The organism is Pseudomonas sp. DY-1, from assembly GCF_003626975.1.
Lineage (GTDB): Bacteria > Pseudomonadota > Gammaproteobacteria > Pseudomonadales > Pseudomonadaceae > Metapseudomonas.
Genome location: NZ_CP032616.1, coordinates 1,192,888 through 1,218,123, shown reverse-complemented (window position 1 = coordinate 1,218,123; position 25,236 = coordinate 1,192,888). Strand labels below are relative to the sequence as shown.

Here is a 25,236-nt window from a genome sequence, read left to right as displayed (position 1 = left end):
TCTAGCCATATGCGATAGCGAATTTTACCGGCGCAACTAAATGGCGCCCTAATTATGGCGCCAAATAATAAATGACGTACTTTAGAGAGCCTTTAAAATCACTCTCGAATGTATGCGAGCACTAGAAACGTCGGCCATCTTCCCTGCCCTCCAGTACTATCCCCCATAGCGATTTGTTTTAAGAACAACGACACACGGCCTGAACTTTGCGGCGCCTGCTTCACTCACATATCTATAACTGGACCCCACCCACAGAACCACTAGAGGGAATAGCCTTACGCCTTACCAAGAGATCGAAGCAAAGACCAACAAGTAATATGGCTCAGTAAATGAAATGAAGCATTGCGTCGCGTCGACTGTGCAATATCACGCAGTCATGTCGCAGCAGCGCATTTCGGCCCCCTATTACTTCCCCCAAGCAACAGGAACATATTGTGCGCACGGACTTGTCGACAACTGCGCAGGCTTTCCGTTTTTGTTTGAACCTTGTTCGGCGCGAGACACTTGAATGGCACGATAAGTAAAACAAGGAGAATAGGAAATGCGACTGAGCATTTTTGGACTCGGTTATGTCGGGGCGGTTTGTGCAGGCTGCCTGGCGGCGCGGGGTCATCAAGTTATAGGTGTAGATGTTTCTTCCACCAAGGTGGAACTGATCAACCAGGGCAAATCACCGATCGTCGAGCCGGGGCTGCAGGCGCTCCTGCAACAGGGCACCCATAGCGGCAACCTGCGCGGCACCGTTGACGTACTCGAAGCAATTTCGTCAAGCGACGTATCCCTCATCTGTGTTGGCACGCCCAGCAAAAAGAATGGCGACCTCTCCCTCAACTACATCGAAGCCGTCTGCCGTGAAATCGGTTTCGCCCTGCGCGACAAAGCCGATTACCACACCATAGTCGTGCGCAGCACCGTGCTGCCTGGCACAGTCAGGAACGTGGTGATTCCAATCATCGAGGACTGCTCTGGCAAACAGGCCGGCGTCGATTTCGGTGTCGCGGTCAACCCCGAATTCCTCCGTGAAAGCACGGCGATCCAGGATTACAACCTGCCGCCGATGACGGTCATCGGCGAACTGGACCGTCACTCCGGCGACATACTGGAGTCTCTCTATAAAGAGCTCGACGCCCCCATCGTGCGCAAGAGCATCGATGTCGCGGAACTGATCAAATACACCTGCAACGTCTGGCACGCGACAAAAGTCGCCTTCGCCAACGAGATCGGCAACATCGCCAAGGCGGTGGGTGTCGATGGCCGCGAAGTCATGGACGTGATCTGTCTGGACCAACGGCTCAACCTGTCCAGGTACTACATGCGTCCGGGCTTCGCCTTCGGTGGGTCCTGCTTGCCCAAGGACGTACGCGCCCTTGCCTACCGTGCCGCGCAACTCGACGTCGAATCGCCGTTGATCAGCGCGCTGATGCATAGCAATGACGTTCAGGTGCGGCATGCCTTCGACCTGATCGCTGCCCACGACAAGCGCAAAGTCGCCCTGCTGGGCCTGAGTTTCAAGGCCGGTACCGATGACCTGCGCGAAAGCCCACTGGTGGAGCTGGCCGAAATGCTCATCGGCAAGGGCTTCGACCTGCGCATCTATGACTCCAATGTCGAGTACGCCAGGGTCCACGGGGCGAACAAGGATTACATCGAATCGAAGATTCCCCATGTGTCCTCCCTGCTCGACAGCGATCTGGACAGGGTCATCGCCCACGCGCAGGTCATCGTGCTCGGCAACGGAGACGAACGTTTCCGCTCGCTTGCCCGGCAGGTGCCCGAGGGCAAGCGCGTGATCGATCTGGTTGGCTTCATGGAGCACACCAGTAACGACTGTAGCGAAGGCATCTGTTGGTGAAGTCACGACGCTGGCGATGCGCGCAGCTGGCCATGCGTGTGCACCGCCGCCGTCGAAGCATTGGGATCTGCAGGTTGCCCGAGGTGGACCGCAACGCCCGGCGCCAGGCCTGCAGGTTTTTTTCCTCCAGCTGAACATTGCGGCACGGCCAGGTACCAACAGGCGACACGACAGTTCGCCTTGTCTGAACCAGCTCATGGATATGGACAATGGAGAGGCTCACGCAGGGTTTGATCAATACCGCAGGCTGGCTGTTCTATCTCAGCCTGCTCATGGGTCTGGCCCTGGCCGTTCCCCAGACCCTGTTCGACCCCCTGTCCAGGGACTTCGTCCTGCTGCTCGGGGCTGTCGGTATCTGGCGTTACTCCATGGGCTTCGTGCATTTCGTGCGAGGCACTCTCTTCCTCTATGTCTTCTTTCCCCGCTATCGGCGCCGGGCGCTCCGGCTCATGGCCAAGTCCACCCCGCCCCACGTGTGCGTCCTGGTCACCAGTTTCCGCATCGACGCCCTGACCACCGCCCAGGTCTACCGCTCGGTAATCGAAGAAGCCATCGCCTACGGCCACCCGGTGACCCTGGTCTGTTCCATCGTCGAGTTGTCGGATGAACTGCTCATAAGGAGCCTGTGGGCCCGCTACGCCGCGCCGAGCTGCATCACCCTGCACTTCGTGCGCATCGCCGGCACCGGCAAGCGCGATGGCTTGGCCAATGGCTTTCGTGCCATCTCGCGACACCTGCCGGATGACGAGGCGGTAGTGATGGTTGTAGACGGCGACAGCGTCCTCGAACCCGGTGTATTCGCCAGGACCGTGCCGTACTTCCGGTTGTTCCCCAAAGTCGGCGGGCTCACCACGAACGAGTTCTGTGAAGTCCGCGGCGGCTATCTCATGAGCGAATGGCACAAGCTGCGCTTCGCCCAGCGCCACCTCAATATGTGCTCGATGGCACTCTCACGGCGCGTGCTGACCATGACCGGGCGGATGTCCGCATTTCGCGCCACGGTGGTGACCAACCCGGAGTTCATCGCCGATGTGGAGAACGATCACCTCGAGCATTGGCGCCTTGGGCGTTTCCGCTTCCTCACCGGCGACGACAAGTCCAGCTGGTTCAGCCTCATGCGCCTGGGCTATGAGACCTTCTACGTGCCGGATGCGGCGATCAACACGGTCGAGCACCCGCCGGAAAAAAGCTTCTTCAACTCGACCCGCAAACTGATGTTCCGCTGGTACGGCAACAATCTGCGGCAGAACTCACGGGCGATGATGCTCGGTCCGAGAAAACTCGGCTGGTTCGCAAGTGTCGTGCTGCTCGACCAGCGCATTTCCATGTGGACCTGCCTGCTCGGCCTGACGGTGGCAATCATCGCCAGCCTCAAGTACAGCATCGTCTACCTGTTGATCTACCTGCTGTGGATCGGCATGACACGGCTCATCCTGACCCTGCTGCTTTCGGTCACCGGACACCACATCGGCCCCGCCTATCCCCTGCTTCTTTATTACAACCAGGTGGTCGGTGCGGTCGTGAAGATCTACGTGTTCTTCCACCTCGACCGCCAATCCTGGACGCGCCAGCAAACCACGCTGAATCGCGAGCTGGGCCGCTTCCAGAACTGGTTCAACACCTGGTCATCGCGTTCCATGACCTTTTCGGCCGCAAGCCTGTTCGTCGCCACCCTGCTGCTGGTGGTATGAGCCATCCAATGGAATAGGAAGACCTCAATGAACACCGCCCTCAACGTCGTACATGAATCGGAAATCCAGCGACAGCATGCCCGTGTGCGGATACCCGCCAGGATTCGCTTCGCTGCCAGGAACCACCCAGCAGTCGAGCACGTCCTGCTGGAGCTTTCAGCCGGCGGATTCAGCTTCCTGGCGACCAAACCGACCCTGGCGATCGGTGATCACTTGAAGGGCATGCTGGTGTTCAACATCGACAACCTGGGGTTGACCATGCCAGTTGAGTTCCAGGTTCGCTCGATTGCCGACGAAAGCGGCCGGGTCGGCTGCCAGTTCCACAACCTCGATCCGCGCGACATCGCCACCTTGCGCCACCTGATTACGGCACACCTGTCCGGGGAGCTGGTCAGCGTCGGCGAGCTGCTGACCACTCTGCAGCGCAATAACTTCAGCCCGGCCCGCAGGGACAAGGGACGCAAGGGCCTGGGCGTACTCGGTCGGATGAAGGCGCTGATCCTCAGTCTGGCAGTACTGGCCATCGGCATCGCGGCGTTCGGTTTCATCGGCAAGTCCCTCTACGAGCTCTACTTCATCACCCATGCGCTGTCCGCGAAGGTCAGCGTCCCCAGCGTCCAGGTGACCATGCCGCGCGAAGGCGTGGTGCAGAGCCTGATCGGCGAGAGCCAGATGGTGACCAAGGGTGCCCCCATCGCCACCTTCAACACCTCGATGCTCGAGCTCCTCAAGGGCCAGTTGAACAACAACATCCAGCCGGCGCGCATCGAAGAGCTGTTGCGCCAGCAAATGAAGGGAACACTGACCAGCCCTTGCAACTGCACTCTCGTGCGCCAACTGGTGGCCGACGGACAGTACGCGAGCAAGGGTGATGTGGTCTTCGAGTTGGCCCAACGCGGCAGCCTCGCCAGCGTCGAAGCGCTCTTCCCCTATTCCAAGCTGAATGCGGTGGCACCGGGTAGCCGCATCAACTTCACGGTGGCCGGTGAAAGTCAGCCACGCACCGGCCGCGTGACCAGCAGCAACCTGAACCCCACCCGCAGCAATGACCTGACGGCCGATATCCGCGTACGAATCGAGCCCGACGAGCCGCTGGACAACAGCCTCGTCGGCAGGCCGGTGGAGGTCAGCGCCAGCCGTGGCCCATCATTTGCCTGGCTGATGGACGAAGTTCGCTCGTCCAGGCTTGTCGGAGATATCAGTCGTGAATAGCGCGCAGACAACCTTGCTGCTACTCGGGGCGCTTGCCCTGGGAGGCTGCAGCGGGCTTCCAGACCAGCGCCTGGCTCAGGAGGCCCTGGCGCGGGGTGATACTGGAACCGCCCTGCAGAACTATCGCCAGCTCGCCGACCTCGGCTACACCGACGCCCAAGTGGGACTCGCCGATATCCAGCTTCAATCCGGCGACCCGGAACAGCTACGCGCCGCCGAGGCTACCTACCGTCAGGCGGCCGCCAACTCGCCTCGTGCCGCCGCCCGTCTGGGACGCCTGCTGGCGAGCAAACCCGGCGCCACCCTGGCCGAACAGCGCGAAGCCGAAACCCTGCTCAAGGACGCCATGGCCGCAGGCGAGCGCAATACCGTGCTGCCGTTGACGGTGCTCTACGTCCAGCATCCTCAGACCTTCCCCGAGGTGAATGTGCAGCAGCAGGTCAGTCAGTGGCGCGCCGACGGCCAGCCACAGGCGGAGCTGGCGCAACTACTGCTGTACCGCGCCCAGGGAACCTACGACCAGCATCTCGATGAAATCGAACGCATCTGCGAGGCCCAGCTTGCGGTCGAGGATGCCTGCTACGTCGAGCTGGCCACGGTGTACCAGAAACGCGGGCAGCCGGAAAAACAGCATGCGCTGATCACCAAACTGCAGGAGGCCTACCGCGGTGGCCGTGTGCCACCGCAGCGGCTCGACGCGGTTGCGCGCGTAATGACCGACCCCACGCTCGGGCCACCTGACATGGAATCTGCAAAGGCTCTGCTCGAACCCATCGCCCCCGGTTACCCGGAGGCCTGGGTGAGCCTTGCCCGACTGATGTACGAGTCCCCGGAAGCGGGAGACGTCGAGCAGATGCTGGACTACCTGGAGCGCGGCCGCGCGGCCGGATCGCCGCGCGCCGAACTGTTGCTCGGCAAGCTCTATTACGAGGGCAAGCTGGTGCCACAAGACCCGGCCAAGGCTGAGCAGCACCTGCTCAAGGCCGCAGCCACTGAGCCCAGCGCTGATTACTACCTGGGCCAGATCTACCGACGCGGCTTCCTGGGCCAGGTCGAACCGGACAAAGCGCTAGAGCACCTGCTGAGGGCCGCCCGCAGCGGCCATGCCGGCGCCGATTACGCACTGGCGCAGATGTTCAGCCAGGGCCGTGGTGTCCAGCCCGACCTGGTCAACGCCTATGTTTTCAGCAAGCTCGCGGTGCAGGCCGGAAGGGCCGAGGCGCCAGAACTGGTCGTGCAACTGGAGCAGCAGCTTTCGCCAATCCAGAGAACTGATGCACAGAACAAACTCGAAGAAGAACAGCAGTTTCGAGGGGGTGGCACTATGCTACGTGCTGCTGCAGATGGGGAGATTTACTGACAGCCTGACGGCCGTCGGACTCTCCACCGACCTTCGTCCCCAATTGGAATAGACCATGAAACTAGAACAATGGATTCGCGTTGGCCTGGCACTTCCGCTGATACACGGCGCTTCTGCGTGGGCGGAAGCTCCCGACAAACCGTTTGGAGTCGATGTGAAGGTCACTGCCCAGTCGGAAGACGACCGGGACCTTGGCACCCGCAATGGCGGTGATGTGAGTGGCATAGGTATCGACGTGCGGCCCTGGCTCTTCTTCCAGCGCGGCGACTGGAGCGCCTACGCCATGGCGCAAGCCGTCGCGGCCACCGACACGATCGAAACGGACACCCTTCAAACTGCTGATCTCGAAGAGGACAGCGGCGGCGGCAACAATGACCGCCAGGCCGACGACAGCTACCTGGCCATGCGCGAGTTCTGGATCGGTTACTCCGGCCTTACCGCCTACCCTGGCGAGGAAATGCGCTTTGGCCGTCAGCGCCTGCGTAATGACGACAGCCTGTGGCGCGACACCAACATCGAAGCGCTGAACTGGACCTTCGACACCACGCTGCTGCGCGCTCACCTCGGCCTGGCCGAGCGCTTCTCCGAATACCGCACCGATATCGACGAGCTGGCGCCGGAGGATGAGGACCGGCTGCACGTTTACGGCGACATCGCCTCGCAATGGACACCCGGTCATTGGGTAGGCCTTAACGCCCACTACAGCCATGACGACGGCGACCTGCGCAGCCCCGGCGAAGAGGTCGACGAGCTGGACAAGGACACCACGGGTGACCTGACCTGGATTGGCCTGCAAGCCAACAGCGATGCCTTCAACTGGCGCAACGAGCAGACGTTCAACTATTGGGCCAGCGTGATCTGGCTGGATGGCGACCGCGACCAATTGCTGACCACCAGTGGCCCCGGCGGCCAGCCCATCGCCACTGGCAAGCAAAGTGCCGACGTCAGCGCCTGGGGCACCGACCTTGGCGTGCGCTTCCGCCTCGATCCCAACTGGCAGGCCGGCGTTGCCTATGCACGCGGCAGTGGCGGCGGTGATGATGGCGACGAGAACTTCCAGCAGACCGGTCTGGAAAGCAACCGCAACAGCTTCACCGGCACGCGTTCGCGGGTGCACCGCTTCGGCGAGGCGTTCCGTGGCGAGCTGAGCAACCTGCAGGTCGCGACCCTGTTCGGTTCCTGGCAGCTGCGCGACGAGTACGACGCGAGCCTGGTGTACCACCGCTTCTGGCGCGCCGATGGCGACCAGCCGGTGGGTGACAGTGGCATCAATGCCGCGCTGACCTCCGACGACAAGGACATCGGCCAGGAGGTCGACCTGGTGCTCACCAAGTACTTCAAGGAAGGCCTGTTGCCTGAATCCATGAGCCAGGCAATCGACGAACCTTCGGCACTGGTGCGTTTCCGTGGCGGCTTGTTCTTCGCTGGCGATGCCTACGATGGCAGCGGAGTCGACTCGAGCATGCACCGGGCCTTCGTGGATGTGATCTGGCGCTTCTGACGGGAGGGCAATGAATGAACAGCCGGTGGCGCGTTTACTGCTCCCTGGCCTTACCCCTGCTGGTCGGCTCGCTGCTGACCAGCCTCGTGTTGGCCGCGTCACCGAGCTCCCCGTCCAGTAAAAATTCCGGCAAGGCCGCCCCGGCGGCCAAGACGTACACCGTCACCAGTTCCCCCGTGGAGCGGCTGAACCTGAGCGCACCTGCGCTGCCCGACCTATCCGGCTATACCGCCAACGCCGTCCAGGACAAGATCCAGCGAGACAAGCCCGGCCGCATCGGCGTACGCCGTATGCTGCGGCAACCCGTCCTCAAGCAGTTCGTCGGTGGCAAAAACCGCCTGGCCGAATGGGTCAGGCGCCAGGGCGGCATGCCCCAGGCGATCTTCATCGAAGGCGGCTACGCCGATCTGGCGACCCTGGCCAAGAAGCTCCCCAAGCAATATTTCCGCGCCATCGGAGACGACACCTACCTGGCTCGCCTGCCCATAGTCGTGGCCCGCGGCGCCACCCTGCACATCGATGGGAAGACGTTGCGCCTGTCCCAGGACCGCGGCGCGTTCCTGGTCAACGACGGCAAGCTCTTCGTGACTGATAGCACCCTCATCGGCTGGAATGAAAAAGCCAACGGCCCATCGGCATTTCGCAAGGACAAGGAATTCCGCCCCTTCCTTCTGTCCTGGGGCGGAACAGAGACCTACATCGTCAAGAGCCGCTTCAGCAGCCTTGGCTATAGCGGCGAGAAGTCCTATGGGCTGAGCATTTCCCAGTACACGCCTTCCATGCGCAAGCGCATGGGCCGCACCGCGCCGAGCGCCTGGCTGCTGGACTCGGAGTTCAGCGACATGTGGTTCGGCTTCTATTGCTTCGAGGCCGACGACGTCGTGATCAAGGGCAACACCTACCGCGACAACCTGGTCTACGGCATCGACCCCCACGACCGTTCACATCGCCTGATCATCGCCCACAACACCATCTCCGGCACCCGCAAGAAGCACGGTCTGATCGTCTCCCGCGAGGTGAACGACAGCTGGATCTTCAACAACCAGATCTTCGACAACAAGATTTCCGGCATCGTCCTCGACCGCAACAGCACCAACAACGTGCTGGCCTACAACGAGGTGTTCCAGAACCACGCCGACGGCATCACCCTCTACGAAAGTTCGAACAATCTCCTGTGGGGCAACAAGGTGGTCGGCAACGATCGCCACGGCGTTCGCCTCCGCAACAGCGCGAACATCCGCCTGTACGAGAACCTCGTCCTCGGCAATGGCCTGAGCGGCGTGTACGGGCATATCAAGGACCTCACCGGCCAGCACCGCGACCTCAAGCTCGACCCCTACGAAACCAAGGTGTCGCTGGTCGTGGTCGGCGGCCAGCTTGCCGGCAACGGCAGTGGCCCGCTGGCGGTCGATACACCGCTGTCCCTCGAACTGTATCGGGTGGACATGTCGATGCCGGACAAGGCCTCGGGCATTACCTTCAGCGGCATCCTCGGCGAACGCCAGGAAGAAATCCTCGATCTGCTGGTACGCCAGCGCAAAGCCGTCCGGATAGACCTGGTGGACAGTGGGACCAAACTTCAACCCTGAGGTTGAGCACCATGAACGCAAGCCAATCGATGCACCTGCCGCTGGCTCTCCTGCTCCTTGCCGCGACCGGCACGGTACAAGCCCAGGGCCCCGTCTACCATGCCGCGCCCTGCTGCAGTCTCTGTCCGGCGGCGCACGATGCCAGTCGCTACACCACCAACTATCAGAAGAACTTCGTCACCCTGGTAGAAGCCCAGGGCGACTGGCTGTTCCGCACGCGCGAGGACTTGCGCACGGAGTTCCAGACCACATCCGCTGGCTACCGGCGCCTGAAGCAGCTGCACGACGCCTTTGCGCGCAAGGGCATCGAACTGGTGGTGGTCTATCAACCGACCCGTGGTCTGGTCAATCGCAACAAGCTCAATCCGGCGGAGCTGGCCAGCTTCCAGTACCAGCGCGCGCTGACAAACTACCGGGCCATGCTCGGTCGCTTCCGCGACATGGGCTACCACGTGCCCGACCTCTCGGTGCTGGCCGATGAGCAGCAGACCCCCGCCTTCTTCTTCCGCGGCGACCAGCACTGGACACCCTATGGTGCGCAACGTACCGCCAGACTGGTGGCCGAGACGATCAAGCAGATGCCTGCCTACAAGGGCATACCCAAGCGCGAGTTCGAGAGCAAGGTGGTTGGCCGGATGGGCAAGAAAGGCACCCTCCACAACGTCGCCAGCCAGCTCTGTGGCGGCAGCTATGCCATCGAATACATGGACCAGTTCGCCACCGAGCCGAAGGACTCGAGCGACGGCGACGCAATGTTCAGCGATGCCGGGCATCCCCAGATATTCCTGATCGGCACCAGCCAGAGCGCACAGAACTACAACTTCAGCGGCTTCCTCTCCGAATACCTGCAGGCCGATATCTACAACGCCGCAGTTCCTGGCGGTGGCCTGGAAGGAGCCATGCTGCAGATGCTGGGCAGCAAGGACTTCCTCGAGAATCCACCGAAGATCGTCATCTGGGAATTCTCGCCGCTCTATCGCCTAGACCAGGAAAGCACCTACCGGCAGCTGTTCGCCATGCTCGACAACGGCTGCGTTGGCAAACCGGCGGTCATGTCAGCGAAGACCAAACTGCGGCCGGGCACCAACGAGGTACTGGTCAATGGCGATGGCGGTCTGAAGGACGTGCGCAATGGGCAGTACCAGATCGACGTGCGTTACGCCGATCCCACGGTGAAAACCCTCCAGGCTACCCTCTGGCACCTCAACGGCCGGCGCGAAACCCTCAAGCTCGACAAGCCCAAGACGGTCGACACCGATGGACGCTTCGCCTTCGAGCTGCGCACCGACTCGGACTGGGCCGACATGATCCTGCTCTCCCTGGAGCTGCAAGGCCCCCCTGCCGGCAGCCCACCGCAGGAAGTGGAAGTGAAGGTCTGTCAGCGAAACCGCAACGCCGGCCCGGTCCAGCACACCGCCCAGGCGGAACGTTGAGGACGTCATGATGCGCGCAACGGGCCTGTTCCTTCTCCTCCCTCTCCTGCTGGCCTCGGGTGCGACTCTGGGAGCAGGACTGGTGCCGCCTCCCGGCTACTACGCGGCCATCGAGAAGGAGCGCAAGGGCGAACCCGGAAAGTGCGACCAGGAAACGCCCTCTCCCTATACCGGAGCCCTGGTGTTCCGTAGCAAGTACGAAGGCTCGAACAAGGCCCGGGCGACGCTGAACCCCGAAGCCGAGAAGGATTTTCGCGAGAAGACCCGTGCCATCAACGATCTGGAACGCGGGGTCAACAAGCAGGTGATGCGATTCATGCGCGACGGCAAGCCTGAAAGCCTGCAATGCACCCTGCAGTGGCTCGGCGACTGGTCCAAGGCCGGCGCCCTTCTTTCCACCGAGTTCAATCACACGGGCAAATCCATGCGCAAATGGGCCCTGGGCAGCATGGCCTCGGCCTGGCTGCGCCTGAAGTTCTCCAGCTCGCGGCCGCTGGCGCCCTATGCCCTGCAGAGCCAGCAAATCGAAGCCTGGTTCGCCAGGCTGGCCGAGCAGACCGTCAAGGACTGGAGCGACCTGCCACTCAAGGAGATCAACAACCACTCCTACTGGGCCGCCTGGTCGGTCATGGCGAGCGCCGTGGCGACTGACCGCCGTGACCTGTTCGACTGGTCGGTGGCGCAGTTCCGGGTCGCCGCGGGCCAGGTCGACCCCGACGGCTTCCTGCCCAACGAACTCAGGCGGCAGAAGCGCGCCCTCGCCTACCACAACTACAGCCTGCCACCGCTGACAATGGTCGCGGCGTTCGCCAAGGCCAATGGCGTCGATCTGCGCGAGGACCACAACGGCGCGTTGCGCCGGCTCGCCGAGCGGGTCATGCAGGGTGTGGAAAACCCCGAGGTCTTCGCAGACAAGACCGGCAAAGGCCAATCGGTAGGCGAGCTGAAGGAGAACGGCAAATTCACCTGGTTGGAACCCTACTGCACGCTCTACCGCTGCAGTGACGAAACCCTCAAGTGGAAGCATTCCATGCAGCCGCTCATGAACTTCCGCCTTGGCGGAGACCTGACGCGGCTGTTCGATCCGCAGGCGGCGGAGAAAGCGAAAAACGGTTGACCGTCACGGGGCTGCGCACGGCGGGCGCGGCGAAGGACGTGGCACAGGCAGCAGTAACCCGATCGCAACACAGGAGCGACGGGCGCAACACCTTGAACCAGGGGAGAAACGGGTGGGCCGCTTGGCCCTGACAGTTCTTCAATGGAGGAAACGCGGATGGTGTTTTCATCCAACGTATTCCTGTTCCTGTTCCTGCCGACCTTTCTCGGCTTGTACTACCTGAGCGGGCCGCGTTTTCACAACCTGCTGCTGCTGATCGCCAGCTACCTCTTCTACGCCTGGTGGCGGGTCGACTTCCTGGCGCTGTTCGCGGTGGTCACGGTATTCAACTACTGGATCGGACTGCGTATCGGTTCCGCCGGGGTGCGCACCAGACCCGCCCGGCACTGGCTGACCCTGGGCGTGATGGTGGACCTGTGCGTCCTCGGCTACTTCAAGTACGCCAACTTCGGCGTCGACAGCCTCAACGTGATCATCACCAGCCTCGGCATGGCACCCTTCGTGCTCACCCACATCCTCTTGCCGATCGGTATCTCCTTCTACATCTTCGAGTCCATCAGCTACATCATCGACGTCTACCGGGGAGACACGCCGGCGACCCACAAGCTGATCGACTTCGCGGCCTTCGTGGCGATTTTCCCGCACCTGATTGCCGGCCCGGTGCTGCGCTTCCGCGACCTGGCCGGTCAGTTCCATCACCGCACCCACAGCGTCGACAAGTTCGCCGAGGGCTGCACACGCTTCATGCAGGGTTTCATCAAGAAGGTGTTCATCGCCGATACCTTGGCGCCGCTGGTCAGCCACTGCTTTGCACTGGAGAACCCCAGCGCAGCCGATGCCTGGCTCGGCGCACTGGCCTATACCGCGCAACTGTACTTCGACTTCTCCGGCTACAGCGACATGGCCATCGGCCTTGGCCTGATGATGGGCTTCCGCTTCCTGGAAAACTTCAAGCAGCCGTATATCAGCCAGTCGATCACCGAATTCTGGCGGCGCTGGCACATCAGTTTGTCGACCTGGCTGCGGGACTACCTGTACGTCAGTCTCGGCGGCAATCGCGGCACCACCTTCCAGACTTATCGCAATCTGGTCCTGACCATGCTGCTGGGTGGTCTCTGGCACGGCGCGAATTTCACCTTCGTGCTCTGGGGCGCGTGGCACGGCACCTGGCTGGCCATCGAACGAGCCCTGGGCGTCGACGCCGCGCCACGGCGCTTCAACCCGCTGAAATGGTCCTTCACTTTCCTCCTGGTGATCCTCGGCTGGGTTCTGTTCCGTGCAGAGAACCTGCACGTCGCCGGACGCATGTACCAGGCAATGTTCGGCTTCAGCGGATGGCAGTTGTCGGAGCTCGGACGGGTCGGTTTCACCGATCTGCAGCTGGTCACCCTGCTTATCGCCTACGCCAGCCTGGCGCTGTTCGGCCTGCATGACTTCTACACCCGCCCCCTGGCTCATGGCGCGCCGAAGGTAGCGGCCCAAACCGCCGCCGACCAGGTGCCTCTCGTACCGCCACGCGCCCTGGGTGAGCGCGCGCTCGCCTGGGTTGGCGCGGTACAGCGCCCGCTCCTGCTCCTGCTGTTCTGCGCCTCGGTACTCAAGCTCTCGGCGCAGAGCTACTCCCCCTTCCTTTACTTCCAGTTCTGAGGCGGCGCCATGATTCGCTTCTCCCGCAATGCCTACATCGCCCTCTTCCTTGCCCCGTTGCTGGTCCTGGGCGTCTGGTCGGTGCGTGGACTGCTGGATCTGCGTCTGCCCCCCGACGCCTCCCTGCATGACGGCAAGATGGCCAAGGCGGTGGAGAACCACTACGAGGCGCAATTCCCACTGAAACGCCTGGGTACCAACCTGTGGGCAGCGCTCGATTACAGCCTGTTCGGCGAAGGTCGTCCGGGGGTGGTACTGGGTCGTCACGACTGGCTGTTCAGCGATGAAGAGTTCAATCCCGTACCCCGTGGCGAGCAGCAGATTGAGGCCAACCTGGAGCTGATCCGGGGCATCGACCAGCGCCTCAGCGAGCGCGGAGTGAAACTGCTGCTGGTGATCGTGCCGGCCAAGGCCCGCCTCTACCCGGAATACCTGGACGAAGAACAGCCCGCCCAGCAGCAGCTCGGGCTGTATCACCGCCTCCACGAGGCCGCCCAGCACGCCGATATCCTGGCCCCCGACCTGCTGGCCAGCCTGCTGCCGGCGAAGGACACGGGGCTGTTGTTCCTGCGTACCGATACCCACTGGACGCCCCACGGGGCCGAACTGGTCGCCCAGGAAGTCGCGCGAGCCGTGCAACGCAGTGCACCGCTCGATGGAGATCGCCAGCTCTTCACCACCCAACAGGCGGCGAGCAAGCCCTACCTGGGTGACCTGGCGCGGTTCCTGCCACTGGACCCGCTGTTCAGCGCCCTGCTGCCGGCTCCCGACCAGCTCCAGTCGCGCTCCACCCATGCAGTCGACGCGCACCCGAATGACGCCTCTGCGGCGCTGTTCGCCGATGTCCGGGTTCCCGTGGCCCTGGTCGGGACCAGCTACAGCGCCAACCCCGACTGGAACTTCCTCGGCGCCCTGCGTCAGGCCCTTGGCAGCGACATCCTCGACTTCGCCGAGAGCGGTCAGGGGCCGTTGCCGCCAATGCTCGAGTACCTGCAGAACGACGCGCTCAAGAACGCTCCACCGCAGTGGGTGATCTGGGAGTTTCCGGAACGCTACCTGCCGATGCCCCCCGACCTGAGCCAGTTCGAAAGGGAATGGATCTCCCAGCTGGTATCCGCCGGTTCGACCGGGTACCACCAGACCGCAACCGCCGACTCCGTATTCCCTGGGAGAAACCAACCATGAAACCGCTCCACCATCCCCGCCTGATCGCCACCGTGCTAATGACCAGTCTGTGCTGCTGGCAGGCCCAGGCTGACGACGCTGCCCTCTACGGCCCCGCCGCCCCTAAAGGCTCGACGTTCGTGCGCCTGTACAACGCCAGCAACCAGGAAGTCAGCGCCCTGGTCGGCACGGCCAACCTCGAAGATGTCGGTCCACTGGCGAGCACCGACTTCAGCTTCCTTCCCGGTGGCACCTATAGCGCCCGGGTCGGCAGCCAGAACATGTCGGTCCAGCTTGGCGCGAACCGCTACTACACCCTGGTCAATCTGCCCAACGGGCAGCCCCGGCTGGTGGAGGAAAAACCGTTCCGCAACAAGCAGAAAGCCCTGCTCAGGCTGCAGAACCTTTCCGACACGCCGCTCAGCGTGAAAACCGCCGACGGCAAGACCCCAGTGGTGGAGAACGTCGCACCGCAAAGCTCCGGCGACCGCGAGATCAACCCGGTCAAGGTCAACCTTGCCCTGTTCGCCGGCGACCAGAAGATCAGCGACCTGAAACCAGTCGCGCTCAATCGCGGCGAAGTGGTGTGCCTATACGTTACCGGTAGCAGCGGAAAGCTTGCTCCGGTGTGGGTCAAGCGGCCCTTGTCCAGCAACTGAAAACTCATAGCCCAGTAAGGCACTTGCAATTCACCAGCAGGAGATAACCATGATTCCCATTGTGCTTTCCGGTGGCAGCGGCTCGAGACTCTGGCCGCTATCCCGTCGACAGTTTCCCAAGCAGTTCCTCGCCCTTACCGGCGAGTACACACTGTTTCAGCAGACCCTCCAGCGCCTCACTTTCGACGGCATGCAGGCGCCCATCCTGGTCTGCAACAAGGACCACCGGTTCATCGTGCAGGAGCAACTCGACGCGCTGAAGCTCACGCCCCATGCGGTCCTGCTCGAACCCTTCGGGCGCAATACCGCACCGGCAGTGGCCATCGCCGCCATGCAACTGATCAGCGAAGGGCGCGACGAGCTACTGCTGGTACTGCCCTCGGACCATGTGCTGGAAGACCTCGAAGCCTTCCGCGACGCCCTGGTGCTCGCCACCAGCGCTGCCGAGCTAGGCGAGCTGGTGCTGTTCGGCGTACCGGCGACCCGGCCGGAAACCGGCTACGGCTACATCCGTTCCGAACAGGACCCGGTGTTGCCCGAGGGGATCAGCCGGGTCGCCCAGTTCGTGGAGAAACCCGATGCGGATCGCGCGCGGGAGTTCGTCGAGTCCGGTAACTACTTCTGGAACAGCGGCATGTTCCTGTTCCGCGCCAGTCGCTACCTGGAAGAGCTCAAGAAGCACGAATCCGATATCCACGACACGTGCCGGCTGGCTCTGGAACGCAGCAAGTGCCACGAAGACCATATCGATGTCGACGAGGCCACCTTCGCCTGCTGCCCGGACAACTCCATCGACTACGCGGTGATGGAGAAAACCGGACGCGCCTGCGTGGTACCGCTGGACGCAGGGTGGAGCGATGTCGGCTGCTGGGCATCGATCTGGGACGTGCATGACAAGGACGCCGACGGCAACGTCATCAAGGGTGACGTGGTCGTGCAGGACAGCCACAACTGCCTGGTGCACGGCAACGGCAAGCTGGTCTCGATCATCGGCATGGAGGACGTGGTGGTGGTGGAAACCAAGGACGCCATCATGGTCGCCAGCAAGAAGCACGTGCAGAAGGTCAAGCAGCTGGTGGAGAAGCTCAAGGCCGAGGGCCGCAGCGAGGTCGAGAACCACTGCCAGGTCTATCGCCCTTGGGGATACTACGACTCCGTGGACACCGGCGGACGCTTTCAGGTGAAGCACATCACGGTGAAACCCGGCGGTCGGCTATCGCTGCAGATGCACCACCACCGTGCTGAGCATTGGATAGTGGTATCTGGCACTGCCGAAGTGACCTGTGACGACAAGGTGTTCCTGCTCACCGAGAACCAGTCCACCGACATCCCCATCACGTCGGTCCACCGCCTCTCCAACCCGGGCAAGATTCCCCTGGTGCTGATCGAGGTGCAGACCGGCAGCTACCTCGGCGAGGATGACATCACCCGCCTGGACGACGTCTATGGTCGCGAGGAGCACGAGACGCTCGGGATCACGCCCCATCGCTGACTCATCGGTTACCTGTGGGAGCGATTTCAATCGCGGGTGAAATATGTCGAGGGGCAGAGTGGCCGAATGTGTAGGAGCGGGCTTGCTCGCGAATAAAGAAGGCTCGGACTGTTCGCGAGCAAGCTCGCTCCTACAGAAGTTTCTCTACGCCGACGGTTTGTCCTTGCGATCCGCGCACAGGGAAATGACGAAATTGCGCAGTGCATCCCGCTCCACGATGCCCAACTCGCCGCGCTGGTAGCCGGCATCGATCAGCCCAATGCAATAGCCGTCGTACTCTTCGCACTGGTCGGCAGCCGAGAAGGCAAGATTGGCCACGGCGGCGTAGAAGGGTTTGATCGCGCCAGTATCCAGGCCGTCGATCATTTCCCGCAGCTCGACCGGGATCAACGCGGCGCCGGCAACGGCCCGGTCGTCTGCAATCTCACGGGTCCAGGAGTAACGATCAGTCATGCGCGGGGCCTCCAGGGGTGTCGGTGAGAGTGGGGACTGGAATGGTGATGGTAGTCCAGCTCCACAGGCCTCACCGGGTAGCGCGACGAGGCGAACCGACCGTTTACATGACCGCCGAGTCGCTCATGAAGGTTTCTAACCGCACCAGGGTATTCGGCGATACCGAAGTGCGGCTCACTGGCCTGACCGACCAGGTACAGGATCCTGGAAATCCCATCGGATCGACAACGCGCGCGGCCGAAGGACGGCTTGCTGTACGTCGAGGGTCCAGAGGCGTTGGGCACCCTCGAAGGCGGCGATCATCGGACTGTCGAACACCAGCTCGATCGCTCCGGACAGTTGCAACACGTTGCCGCTGAAGAAGTCGACGAAAAGCAGTCCGGCAACCGGGTTGAGCTGGAAGTTGCCCAGGGTGTTGAAGTGCTGGTTACCGGCATAGTCCGGAATGGTCAAGTGATTGCCCGTGACCATGATGAAGCCCGGTCGTCCGCCGCGATGGGAGACATCCACCGAGCGTTGGCCATCCTCGTGCTCGACGTAACTGGCGACGAAGAAGGTGTCGGCGTTGCGGATCATCGCTGTCAGGGTCTCGTTCAGCGCCGTGAAGTCCTGGCGCTCGCCCTGCCACCCGCCACGTGTCTCCTCGCGTGTGTAGGTACGCTGCTGGATGTACTGCGGGCAGTTGCCGAAGGACTGCTCGACGGCGACTTCCAGGCGCCCCGCTTCGACTCGTTGGAGGATGCCGTTCATGCGATTGCGCCGCCGCGTGTGCAGCTCGATGCCCAGCAGGCCGATGGCGCTGCCGGCGTCAAATCCGCTGGCAGCCGGGTCTTGCGGGTCGGGTTCAGTGACCAGCACAAGGCGCTGGGGATCGGGAGAACTGACAAAGCCTTCCGGCCCTTCGAGCAGCGTCGCCCAGGGTCGGCCCTGGGTATCCACCGCGCCGACGATGATGAATGGCAGTTGGTGAAAGAAGTCGCGGTGCTGGTCGGGCATGTAATCGCGGATCACCCGCTGACCGTAGGCTTCCATGTGTTCGGAGACGCCGACGCGTTCGTGCATCACCTTTTCACCGGCGTGCCAAGGGGAGAGACGGCGCTCGGGTAGATGGTCCATCGTGAATACCTCGCGGGAAGGCTGCCGGATTACCCGGCAGCGGGCTGCGGTGCGTTCCAAGGGCACGAAGCCAGGCACGCACGGAGGTCAGAGGAGGACGTCAGGCCCGAAGATCCCCCAATACTTCTCGAATGCGCTGGGCGATATGGTCGACATGGGTTTCCAGGGCGAAGTGCCCGGTATCCAGCAATTCCACCACCGCAGCGGGATTGTCGCGCTTGAAGGCTTCGGCGCCCGGCGGGATGAAGAAGGGATCGTGCTTGCCCCAGATCACCAGGGTCGGCAGCCGGGTATCGCGGAAGAAGGCCTGGAACGCCGGGTAGAGCTTCAGGTTGTTGGCGTAGTCGAGGAACAGGTCGAGCTGGATGTCCTTGTTGCCCGGACGTTCCAGGAGTAGCGCATCCAGGTAGTACGACTCGGGGGCCACCAGCTCCAGGTCCTTCACGCCATGCAGGTACTGCCAGCGGGTGCCTTCCAGGTGCAGCACGGCATCGTGCACCACCTTGCGGCGTTCGTGATTGTGCGGTTCGGCCCAGTAGGCGCGGATCGGTTCCCAGGCATCACCCAGGCCTTCCAGGTAGGCATTGCCATTTTGCGAAATCAGCCCGGTGACGCGATCCGGATGGGCCAGGGCCAGGCGCAGGCCGGTGGGTGCGCCGTAGTCGAACACATAGAGGGCGTAGCGTTGCAGGCCCAGCTTCTCGGCGAAGGCGCCGAGGGTTACAGCCAGGGCATCGAAGCTGTAGCGGTATTCGCGCTCGGGGGGTACCTCGGTGAAACCGAACCCCGGCAGGTCCGGCGCAACGATATGGAACCTGTCGGCCAGTAGCGGGATCAGGTCGCGGAACTGGTGGGACGAGCTGGGAAAGCCGTGCACCAGTAGCAAAGTGGGCGCGGCCGGATTACCGGCTTCCCGGTAGAAAACACGGACACCGTCGGCTTCGACGAACTGGTGGCGAACCGGGATATGCACGATGGGCGAAATCATGGTGGTCACTCCGTAACTTGTATAAACACTGTTAATGGTTACTTGTGGCGCTGAGTATGAACCCATCACGTAACCTGTCAATAGGATTAATAGTGGTTACAAGCATCGCCTTTCGTAACTATTCACTGATGCTTTACAGGGTTACCATTTCGCCATTCGTCTTCTGGAACGCCATCATGACCAGCGCCGCCTCCTCGCCTTCCCTCGAACCCTTCGTATTGGCCGACCACCCTGTGCTGGACATGCTCAACACCCTGGCCGCGATGGACGGTGCTCCCGTGGAGTTCTGGCGCAGCGATGAGGATGTCCAGGCCTGGCTGGACCGCACCGGCTGGGCCGTCCCCAAGGTGCGCTTTGCCAAGGGCGAGTTGCTGCAGGCGGCGTTGACCTTGCGCGAAGCGGTGCGTGGGCTTGTGGAGCGGCGCAAGGCGGGCGGCCAGGGTTCGCCGGACGTACTCAATCGCTTCCTGGCGACACCCAGCTACCAGCAGCTGGACTGGCCGGCCAGTGGAGAACCGCGACTGGAGAACGTGTGGGCAACCGCTACCGCCGAACAGTATTTGGCGCCTCTGGCCGAAGCAGCGGCGAAGCTGCTGGTGGAAGGCGACTTCAATCTGGTGCGCGAATGCGAGCACCCGGACTGCGTGCTCTGGTTCTACGACCGCACCAAGTCCCATCGCCGCCGTTGGTGCAGCATGGCGCTGTGCGGTAACCGGCATAAGGTGGCCGAGTTCCGCAAACGCAAGCAGCAATGATGCAGGTCTTGTCGGCCTGGCAGGGCAAGGCTCTGCCGCCAACCAGCGGGTGAACGTTCAATTGAAAAAGCGAAAGACCTCCGCGCCAGGCTCTCGATTGCCAGCATCTGCCACTAAGCCACGGGGAGTTCCAGCGGACGAGCCTGTTAGGCGGTAACAAGTTGCGCGCCTCGGTGGTTCTGTTTGTCAGGGGCAGGCTGGCCACTTGAGCGACAGGTAGAGGGAGGAGCCAGGAAGCGAACTCCCAGGCTCCCGCAAAACTCAGCTTCGAACGAAGGCAAGCAGGTCGGCGTTGATCGTATCGGCGTTGATGGTAGGCATACCGTGCGAGAACCCCGGGTAGATCTTCAGCGTGCTGTTCTTGAGCAGCTTCGCCGACAGCACGCCAGCGTTCTCATAGGGAACGATCTGGTCGTCGTCGCCATGCATCACCAGGACCGGAATCGTGATGCTTTTGAGGTCTTCGCTGAAATCGGTCTGGGAGAAGGCGACGATGCCGTCGTAGTGAGCCTTGGCACTGCCCATCATCCCCTGCCGCCACCAGTTCCGAATGATGCCCTCCGAAGGCTTCGCACCAGGGCGGTTATAACCGTAGAAAGGTCCCGCCGGAATATCCTGGAAAAACTGCGCACGGTTGGCGGCCAACTGGGCTTGCAGATCGTCGAAGACATCCTTGGCGAGACCGCCAGGATTGCTCGCGGTCTTCACCATCAACGGCGGTACCGCGCTGATGAGGACCGCCTTGGAAACAGGGTCTTCACGATGCCGCGCGATGTAGCGGACGACCTCGCCGCCGCCCGTGGAGTGGCCGGCATGGACGGCTCCCTGGACTCCGAGGTGGTTTACCACCGCAGCCGTGTCATCGGCGTAATGATCCATGTCGTGACCATCCCAGACCTGGCTGGATCGTCCATGGCCGCGGCGATCATGGGCGACTACGCGAAAACCCTGAGCCAGGAAGAAAAGCATCTGCGCATCCCAGTCGTCCGAACTGAGCGGCCAGCCGTGATGGAAGTAGATCACCTGGGCGTCCCGCGGCCCCCAGTCTTTGTAGAAGATTTCAACTCCATCTTTCGTTGTGACGTATCCCATGTTCGCTTCTCCTGTGTGATATGGAGGTCTGCAATTGGAGATGTTCGCCAATCGATAACGTTCATGACGTGGCTACTACACCTTTCTCGATGGGCGATACCTGGACGCGGCTGGCTTTGCAATTGAGTCGGTTTGCCGCTATTGCACTCTAGGATTAAAGGGAACTTTAAGGTCGTGCTTTCTGCCGAGGTGCAGCACGAGAAGTAGCGAACTGGCTTGCTCCGGGTAGCCTCATCGACCTACCCGGAGAATCCAGACGCTGCGTACGGGTGCATTTAGCTTTCCCGAAAACGCCTACTCCTTGTCCAGGATCGATTTCAGGGGTTGGGGGGCATAGAGCGCGCTTTGGAAATTGGGCACGTACTCATACTTCATCATTTTCCCCAGCTTCAGGGATTTCATGAACGTAGAAAGGCTGCCTTCATTCAGCGTGAGGTTGACCGACTCTTCATTCGTGCTGGAGGCGTGGCTCAGTTGGCGCGAGACAGCATAGCCGTATGTCAGCTCGCCAGTTCTATCGGTGTTCGTGAAGCTACTGGTCACCAGTTCGACTTCATCCGAAGGCGCGCTCAGCTTTTCTCCTTCAAAGACAACGTCGACCTTTCCGGTTTCGCTATCAAGGATCTCGAAGGTCACGGACTTGCCATCTTCCCGGCGATTGATACCGGTCAACCACTTCGGCAGGTTGTACCCGACCACGCCCCTTACCCTCGCAAGTTCGGTATTGACCGGAAGCTTCAGGACGTACCCCCAGAAATCCTTCGACATCGACTGCCCTGCTGGCTTGAGCCTGTCGGCTAGACGCGGAGGAAACCTCATGCAAAGGAGTGGCAAAGCTGCGCGAGGCAAGTCATCGCGCTTGGGGACTGCTGGCGGGACACTGAGCGGAGAAGTCTTGATGTCGGTGTTGCGAAGAAGGTTTCTGGCGCGTCAGTCCTCGCCAATTCCAAGCGGTCTTCCTGACCGAGCAACTTGTTCGCACCCGCTGCCTTGCCTAACCTCGCTGCACTTAGCGAATGGAAGTCTCAGTCATCATGGATTTCATCAAGTACCACGCCGCCAGCAACGATTACCTGGTTTATTCAGGCGAGTCGCCTTTCGGTCTTTCGCCGGAGGAAATCTCAAGGATTTGCGATCGACACAGAGGGCTTGGGGCCGACGGAATTCTTGTTCCTGTCCTCGCACAGGGCGAAATACCCAAGGTGATCATCTACAACACCGACGGCTCAGAGGCTGAGAAAAGCGGCAACGGGCTGCGGATCTTCTGCCGCTATCTCTGGGATCATGGCTACGTATCAGCAGGCGAGTTCCAGGTGCACACTGCCGGTGGCGTGGTGTCCTGCGAGGTCCTGAGCGGAGGCCGGAGCGTCGCCATTCGCATGGGGCGAGCGCAGTTTCCAGACACGGGTGATATGGACGTGAGGATCGATGGACGCGAGCTTCGGCTGCATCCGGTCTCCATGGGTAATCCGCATTGCGTGATCTTCGTTGATCAACCCGATGAACAAACTGCACGGTCGCTGGGGCCGATCATCGAACATCTCGCCCCCTTCCCCAATCGCACCAACGTGCAGTTCGTGAAAGTGATCGACCGCCACAACCTTGAAGTCCGCATCTGGGAACGGGGCGTTGGCTATACCCTCTCCTCGGGCACCAGCAGCTGCGCGGCGGCGGCGGTCTGTCGGCGATTGGGGCTGGTAGAGTCACAGGTGGACGTTCAAATGCCGGGGGGACTGATCCAGATCGTCCTGGATGAGAACTTCGAAGTCCTGATGCGAGGGCCGGTGTGCCGCGTAGGTCGATACTGCCTGGACAGGGAATGTTTGACCTGATCCTTGCAACTTGGCAGGGCCGCTGATCGAACTGTGCTGAAAAGTTCCCGATCTGTCGTTTCACACGCATCGACCTCGGTTGCCTGCCCTTCGTTCTCCCCCGCTTCGGCGCGCGCCAGTCAATGCGGCGATGAAGCTCCCATCGGCGCACAGGCTGTGAAATGCGCCGAACCAAGCGAGGAACTGGGGGCTCGAACAATCAGCAGGTGCTCGGGATGAGCCTAGGTCGGGATTGGGAATCGGCTGGCACGCGCAAGGACCGAAGTGGCAGTCTGCGAGACGGCCTCCACAACGAGCACGAGCGGAGAATGCATCGATGTACGAAAGGGTTGCCCGCAGCGGCATTCGAATGGTTCAAGGTTGGACTGGAACTGGCCCATCCAAGACATCAGGGCGTCCATCGGATCGCACCGATCAACCCATGACGTTGTCCAGTTGAGTCCGCGGCGAGCACACTAAGTGGCAAGCGTCTTGCCCTATGGCTGCTTATCCTTTCGCTGTTGCTTCACCTTGTACATTTCGCGGTCTGACAGCTTGATAGCTTCCTCTGCAGTCATGCTGTCCGGCATCACTGCCACAACCCCAACACTCGCACCCGCATAGCGGATGTCGTCGAGGCCATGGCCCAACGCATATTGCCCGACTGTCGCTTTGGTCAGGCGGTCCTGCAGCAGCGCGGCAGCATGTTGCATGTCCATTGCCAAGTCCACATGTTCGGACGGCGTACCCAGGGCGATCACAATGAATTCATCCCCTCCAGTACGTCCGATGATGTCGCTGGCGCGAAGGCCATTCTGCAACTGGACGGCTATGCCGCGCAGAAACTGATCTCCTGCCAGGTGGCCATAGGTATCGTTGATGAGCTTGAACCCATCCAGATCGATGACCCCAACCAGCACGTATTTGCTCTCACGCTGGGCCAGGGCGAACAGGCGCGCAGCATCACTCAGGATGGCACGCCGGTTGGACAGGCCGGTCAGGGAATCGGTAAGGGCCAGCCTTGCCAACTCGGCGTTGGCGATCTGGAGTCGCTCCACCAACTGTTCACGTTCAAGGGAATAGCTCAGCAACCCTGATAGCAACATCAGCAAAGGCTCAACGTCCGGAGAGCGCGCCACCTTATCCGAGCTGGCTGCACAGAATGTACCCAGCACTCGCCCGTCCTGGGACCTGATTGGAGCGCTCACGTAGGTCCTGATGCCCAGGGCCGCGGCGGCCTCCGAATCCCCCCAGCATTCGGCGACGTTGTCCGAGTACAAGCGGTTCTCGTCCAGCGCACGCTTGCAGAGAGTATCTGTCCAGGGCACGACCAGCCCTTCAGGAATCACCATGTCACCGACGTTGCGTGCGAACTCGACACGCTGGACACCCACATCGGTATCGATAGTGGTCAGGTAGGTCGACTCCATTCCGGTTACCTGGCTGAGCAGGGTCAGCAAGGGCCGTGTGAGCTGTTCCAGGGTTCGGGCTTTGGGAACGGTTTCGGAAAGAAGAGAAAGTATCTGATCCATCTGGGTGCTTCGGTAGCGAAGGAAAGAACCGATTGTCGGCCAATCGGCGGCTCACTGAACAGGTGTGGTCTTCACCAAAACCCGCAACGGTGCGTCAAAGCCAAATGCCAACGGAACTAGCAAGTACTCAAGTCGTGCGACGGCACTGTAGCCAGCAATCGCCCCCGGGCCGAATTGCCCCGACAGTGCAATCGCATGATGGAACCGAGCAGGGCCATTGCAACGGACCTGTTCGCGAGGGTTGGGTGGATTCAAATGGAGCGATTAACTGGCAACTGCGAAATCCGGAGTCCCGAAATTGCCAGGCCGCTCGGCCGGCGACTAAACTCCGCTGGATGAAACGCCACCTCCGGTTCCTTCTCATCTTTCTGATCAGCCTTGCGCTTCCGTTGAACGGGATGGCGGGCATCGAGGCGCCGACCGACCCCTGCCCCATGCAGGCGGCCGGTATGAGCCAGATGACGAACATGGATATGTATATGGATTGCTGCCAAGACCACGGCAAGATGGCCGAGCATGGCAAGAAAGCCTGCAAGACGGGGCAGGAATGCAAGACCGGCAGCATGCTCCAGGTTTCAATCCTCAAGCCACCGGTCTCCCTGGCCGGCCCCGCACTCCCTGCCCCCTACCCTGAAGCTGCTCCCGACCGCACCCCTGCCGACCTCTGGCGACCTCCCTGCGCCTGATTCCCCTCCCTGACTGAACTCCCACCTGCGTCGCTTGCGACTGCGGGAGGGCATGCGCTTACGCGCTGAATATTCAGAGGAGTCGT

General features: G+C 61.6%; 19 protein-coding genes and 2 pseudogenes. 15 read left to right on the top strand and 6 right to left on the bottom strand.

Going from position 1 to position 25,236, the window contains the following annotated elements:
* The first annotated feature begins 541 nt into the window (after nt 1-541).
* From D6Z43_RS05910 to D6Z43_RS05855, 12 genes are all read left to right on the top strand, one after another.
* Nucleotides 542-1,852, top strand: a complete 1,311-nt coding sequence (locus D6Z43_RS05910; protein WP_120651061.1) for a nucleotide sugar dehydrogenase — start codon at nt 542-544, stop codon at nt 1,850-1,852.
* Nucleotides 1,853-2,061: 209 nt separating this feature from the next.
* On the top strand, nt 2,062-3,543 hold the full coding sequence (locus D6Z43_RS05905; RefSeq protein ID WP_120651060.1) for a glycosyltransferase family 2 protein: 1,482 nt from the start codon (nt 2,062-2,064) through the stop codon (nt 3,541-3,543).
* A gap of 27 nt (nt 3,544-3,570) precedes the next feature.
* Entirely contained in the window at nt 3,571-4,755 is a 1,185-nt protein-coding gene (locus tag D6Z43_RS05900; protein ID WP_120651059.1) for a PilZ domain-containing protein, read from the top strand.
* Complete coding sequence (algK, locus tag D6Z43_RS05895; protein WP_120651058.1) at nt 4,748-6,115, top strand: alginate biosynthesis TPR repeat lipoprotein AlgK; 1,368 nt, start codon at nt 4,748-4,750, stop codon at nt 6,113-6,115. Before D6Z43_RS05900 ends, algK begins: the two co-directional genes overlap by 8 nt.
* A 55-nt stretch (nt 6,116-6,170) precedes the next feature.
* Entirely contained in the window at nt 6,171-7,616 is a 1,446-nt protein-coding gene (locus D6Z43_RS05890) for an alginate export family protein (RefSeq protein ID WP_120651057.1), read from the top strand.
* A 14-nt stretch (nt 7,617-7,630) separates the two neighbouring features.
* On the top strand, nt 7,631-9,205 hold the full coding sequence (gene algG, locus D6Z43_RS05885) for a mannuronan 5-epimerase AlgG (protein WP_120651056.1): 1,575 nt from the start codon (nt 7,631-7,633) through the stop codon (nt 9,203-9,205).
* A gap of 11 nt (nt 9,206-9,216) precedes the next feature.
* Nucleotides 9,217-10,638 (top strand): alginate O-acetyltransferase, encoded by a 1,422-nt coding sequence (locus D6Z43_RS05880; protein WP_120651055.1) that lies wholly within the window; start codon nt 9,217-9,219, stop codon nt 10,636-10,638.
* A 10-nt stretch (nt 10,639-10,648) separates the two neighbouring features.
* Nucleotides 10,649-11,755, top strand: a complete 1,107-nt coding sequence (locus tag D6Z43_RS05875; RefSeq protein ID WP_120655196.1) for a mannuronate-specific alginate lyase — start codon at nt 10,649-10,651, stop codon at nt 11,753-11,755.
* A 156-nt stretch (nt 11,756-11,911) separates the two neighbouring features.
* Nucleotides 11,912-13,402: an MBOAT family protein gene (locus tag D6Z43_RS05870; RefSeq protein WP_120651054.1), complete on the top strand. Its 1,491-nt coding sequence runs from the start codon at nt 11,912-11,914 to the stop codon at nt 13,400-13,402.
* A gap of 9 nt (nt 13,403-13,411) precedes the next feature.
* Nucleotides 13,412-14,587 carry an alginate O-acetyltransferase gene (locus D6Z43_RS05865; protein WP_120651053.1) on the top strand — a complete coding sequence of 392 codons (1,176 nt, stop codon included), beginning with the start codon at nt 13,412-13,414 and terminating at the stop codon, nt 14,585-14,587.
* Nucleotides 14,588-14,625: 38 nt separating this feature from the next.
* Nucleotides 14,626-15,225, top strand: coding sequence for an alginate O-acetyltransferase AlgF (locus D6Z43_RS05860; protein WP_256661021.1), 600 nt, complete (start codon nt 14,626-14,628; stop codon nt 15,223-15,225).
* Between the two features lie 49 nt (nt 15,226-15,274).
* Nucleotides 15,275-16,717: a mannose-1-phosphate guanylyltransferase/mannose-6-phosphate isomerase gene (locus D6Z43_RS05855; protein ID WP_120651051.1), complete on the top strand. Its 1,443-nt coding sequence runs from the start codon at nt 15,275-15,277 to the stop codon at nt 16,715-16,717.
* A 144-nt stretch (nt 16,718-16,861) separates the two neighbouring features.
* Here the strand turns inward: D6Z43_RS05855 and D6Z43_RS05850 are convergent, their stop codons facing one another.
* The 3 genes and pseudogenes from D6Z43_RS05850 to D6Z43_RS05840 all read right to left on the bottom strand — a co-directional run bounded on the left by D6Z43_RS05850 (nt 16,862) and on the right by D6Z43_RS05840 (nt 19,274).
* Nucleotides 16,862-17,170, bottom strand: coding sequence for a hypothetical protein (locus D6Z43_RS05850; RefSeq protein WP_120651050.1), 309 nt, complete (start codon nt 17,168-17,170; stop codon nt 16,862-16,864).
* Between the two features lie 192 nt (nt 17,171-17,362).
* Nucleotides 17,363-18,286 (bottom strand): annotated as a pseudogene (locus D6Z43_RS05845) (pyridoxamine 5'-phosphate oxidase family protein); the annotation flags it as partial.
* A 100-nt stretch (nt 18,287-18,386) separates the two neighbouring features.
* Nucleotides 18,387-19,274 (bottom strand): alpha/beta fold hydrolase, encoded by an 888-nt coding sequence (locus D6Z43_RS05840; RefSeq protein WP_120651048.1) that lies wholly within the window; start codon nt 19,272-19,274, stop codon nt 18,387-18,389.
* Between the two features lie 176 nt (nt 19,275-19,450).
* On the opposite strand from D6Z43_RS05840, the gene D6Z43_RS05835 reads away from it, so the two are divergent.
* Entirely contained in the window at nt 19,451-20,029 is a 579-nt protein-coding gene (locus tag D6Z43_RS05835; RefSeq protein ID WP_120651047.1) for an ABATE domain-containing protein, read from the top strand.
* A gap of 261 nt (nt 20,030-20,290) precedes the next feature.
* On the opposite strand, the gene D6Z43_RS05830 is transcribed toward D6Z43_RS05835, so the two are convergent.
* Nucleotides 20,291-21,121 (bottom strand): alpha/beta fold hydrolase, encoded by an 831-nt coding sequence (locus D6Z43_RS05830; RefSeq protein WP_120651046.1) that lies wholly within the window; start codon nt 21,119-21,121, stop codon nt 20,291-20,293.
* A gap of 294 nt (nt 21,122-21,415) precedes the next feature.
* Nucleotides 21,416-21,898: pseudogene (locus tag D6Z43_RS05825) on the bottom strand (acetoacetate decarboxylase (ADC)); the annotation flags it as partial.
* A 257-nt stretch (nt 21,899-22,155) separates the two neighbouring features.
* Between D6Z43_RS05825 and dapF the strand changes: the two are divergent.
* A complete protein-coding gene (gene dapF, locus D6Z43_RS05820; RefSeq protein WP_120651045.1) occupies nt 22,156-22,953 on the top strand; it encodes a diaminopimelate epimerase in 798 nt (265 codons plus the stop codon).
* A gap of 476 nt (nt 22,954-23,429) precedes the next feature.
* Here dapF and D6Z43_RS05815 read toward each other — a convergent pair whose 3' ends face one another.
* Nucleotides 23,430-24,464 carry a sensor domain-containing diguanylate cyclase gene (locus tag D6Z43_RS05815; RefSeq protein WP_120651044.1) on the bottom strand — a complete coding sequence of 345 codons (1,035 nt, stop codon included), beginning with the start codon at nt 24,462-24,464 and terminating at the stop codon, nt 23,430-23,432.
* A 335-nt stretch (nt 24,465-24,799) separates the two neighbouring features.
* Here D6Z43_RS05815 and D6Z43_RS05810 point away from each other — a divergent pair, with 335 nt between their 5' ends.
* The gene (locus D6Z43_RS05810) at nt 24,800-25,150 is read left to right on the top strand and encodes a hypothetical protein (RefSeq protein WP_120651043.1); all 351 of its coding nucleotides are present in this window, start codon (nt 24,800-24,802) and stop codon (nt 25,148-25,150) included.
* Nucleotides 25,151-25,236 lie beyond the last annotated feature (86 nt).